Source organism: Streptomyces sp. NPDC054840 (assembly GCF_053611065.1).
This window is the reverse complement of sequence record NZ_JBSGZP010000863.1, coordinates 1-2,571: the sequence shown is the minus strand read 5'-3', so window position 1 is coordinate 2,571 and position 2,571 is coordinate 1. Positions and strand designations below refer to the sequence as shown.

Annotated in this window: 3 protein-coding genes; all 3 read left to right on the top strand. The window is 72.4% G+C overall.

Translation table 11 applies throughout. The annotated features are described in order from the left end of the window. The first annotated feature begins 160 nt into the window (after positions 1–160). The 3 genes from grpE to ACWGIU_RS35180 are packed head-to-tail and all read left to right on the top strand — an operon-like array spanning position 161 to position 2,510. Complete coding sequence (gene grpE, locus ACWGIU_RS35190) at positions 161–814, top strand: nucleotide exchange factor GrpE (protein ID WP_453712161.1); 654 nt, start codon at positions 161–163, stop codon at positions 812–814. A 39-nt stretch (positions 815–853) separates the two neighbouring features. Next, the gene (dnaJ, locus tag ACWGIU_RS35185) at positions 854–2,035 is read left to right on the top strand and encodes a molecular chaperone DnaJ (protein WP_453712160.1); all 1,182 of its coding nucleotides are present in this window, start codon (positions 854–856) and stop codon (positions 2,033–2,035) included. Position 2,036: 1 nt separating this feature from the next. Then, complete coding sequence (locus tag ACWGIU_RS35180) at positions 2,037–2,510, top strand: heat shock protein transcriptional repressor HspR (RefSeq protein ID WP_030755701.1); 474 nt, start codon at positions 2,037–2,039, stop codon at positions 2,508–2,510. Positions 2,511–2,571: the final 61 nt, after the last annotated feature.

Here is a 2,571-nt window from a genome sequence, read left to right as displayed (position 1 = left end):
TCGGTGAGGCCCCGCAGAAGATGGGTGCGGCCACGTACGCCGCGGCCGAGGCCGAGCAGTCCGCTGCCGGCGGTGCCACCGGTGCGACCGGCGAGGCCGACGACGACGTCGTCGACGCCGAGATCGTCGACGACGAGAAGCCGAAGGGCGGCGCTGCCTGATGTCGGAGGAGACCCCGGGCTTCGACGAGGAGCCCGAAGTCCCCGACGCCGGTCAGAACGACGCCGAGCCGAAGGCCGCCGACTCCGCCAAGGAGGAGGCGGCGGCCCCGGCCGGGGACGCAAGCCAGGACGTGGCGCTGCTGGCGCAGCTGGACCAGGCCCGTACCGCGCTCTCCGAGCGCACCGCGGACCTCCAGCGGCTCCAGGCCGAATACCAGAACTACCGCCGCCGGGTGGAGCGGGACCGGATCACCGTCAAGGAGATCGCGGTCGCGTCCCTCCTGACGGAACTGCTCCCGACCCTGGACGACATCGGCCGGGCGCGGGAGCATGGCGAGCTGGTCGGCGGCTTCAAGTCGGTGGCCGAATCGCTGGAGACCGTCGCCGCCAAGATGGGCCTGCAGCAGTTCGGCAAGGAGGGCGAGCCCTTCGACCCGACGATCCACGAGGCCCTGATGCACTCGTACGCGCCGGACATCACGGAGGACACCTGCGTGGCGATCCTGCAGCCGGGGTACCGGATCGGCGAGCGTACGATCCGTCCCGCACGGGTCGCGGTGGCCGAGCCCCAGCCGGGCGCGGCCCCCAAGTCCGAGTCCGCGGAGGGCGAAGCGCCGGACGGCTTGGACGCGGATGCCCCCGACAAGGGCTGATGCACCACACGTAGGAGCACGGGAGGAGGGACACCGGGGATGAGCACGAAGGACTTCGTCGAGAAGGACTACTACAAGGTCCTCGGTGTCCCGAAGGACGCCACCGAGGCCGAGATCAAGAAGGCGTACCGGAAGCTCGCACGCGAGTTCCACCCGGACGCCAACAAGGGCGACGCCTCCGCGGAGGAGCGCTTCAAGGAGGTCTCCGAGGCGAACGACATCCTCGGCGACGCCAAGAAGCGCAAGGAGTACGACGAGGCGCGCGCCCTGTTCGGCAACGGTGGCTTCCGCCCCGGGCCGGGCGGCGGCGGCTCGTTCAACTTCGACCTCGGCGACCTCTTCGGCGGGCAGCAGCAGGGCGCCGGTCAGGCCGGCGGCTTCGGCGGCGGCCTGGGAGACGTCTTCGGCGGCCTCTTCAACCGCGGCGCCGGCCCCGGTACGGGCACCCGTACCCAGCCGCGTCGCGGCCAGGACATCGAGTCGGAGGTCACCCTCTCGTTCACGGAGGCGGTGGACGGGGCCACCGTCCCGCTCCGGATGTCCTCCCAGGCCCCCTGCAGAGCCTGTTCGGGCACCGGCGACAAGAACGGCACCCCCAGGGTGTGCCCGACCTGTGTCGGCACCGGCCAGGTCTCGCGGGGCAGCGGCGGTGGCTTCTCGCTGACCGATCCCTGTGCGGACTGCAAGGGCCGTGGCCTGATCGCGGAGACCCCCTGCGAGGTCTGCAAGGGCAGCGGGCGCGCCCGGAGCTCCCGCACCATGCAGGTCCGGATCCCGGCGGGCGTCTCCGACGGCCAGCGGATCCGGCTGCGCGGCAAGGGTGCGCCGGGCGAGCGCGGCGGTCCCGGCGGTGACCTCTACGTGGTCGTGCACGTCGGTTCCCACCCGGTGTTCGGCCGCAAGGACGACAACCTGACGGTGACCGTTCCCGTGACGTTCGCGGAGGCGGCGCTGGGGGCCGACATCAAGGTCCCGACCCTGAACGGCCCCTCGGTGACGCTGAAGCTGCCGCCGGGCACCCCCAACGGGCGCACCATGCGGGCCCGCGGCAAGGGAGCGGTCCGCAAGGACGGCACCCGCGGTGACCTGCTGGTCACGGTGGAGGTCGCGGTCCCGACCGAACTGTCCGACAAGGCCCGCGAGGCCCTGGAGATGTACCGCGAGGCGACGGAGTCGCAGGACCCGCGCTCCGCGCTGTTCGAGTCCGCGAAGGGAGCATGACATGGACGGCCGCCGACGACAGTCCTCTCGTCTGGGCAGTGGTGCCTACCAACTCACCGACGAGACACCGGTCTACGTGATCTCGGTGGCCGCCCAGCTCTCGGGCCTGCACCCGCAGACCCTCCGCCAGTACGACCGTCTCGGCCTGGTCTCCCCGGACCGTACGGCCGGCCGCGGCCGGCGCTACTCGGCCCGCGACATCGAACTGCTCCGCACGGTCCAGGCGCTGTCGCAGGACGAGGGCATCAACCTGGCGGGCATCAAGCGCATCATCGAACTGGAGAACCAGGTCGCCGCGCTCCAGCAGCGCGTCGCCGAGCTCGCCGCGGCCGTGGACGGCGCGGCGGCCACGCTGCAGGCCCGCGAGGCCCAGGTGCACGCCTCGTACCGGCGCGACCTGGTCCCGTACCAGCCTCCGCAGCCGGGCAGTGCCCTGGTGGTCTGGCGGCCCAGTCCCAAGCGGCCGATGGACTGACCCGGGCCCGGCTCCGCACGCGGTGCCCGGTCCCCGTCTCGCACACCCGCAGGCCCCGCCC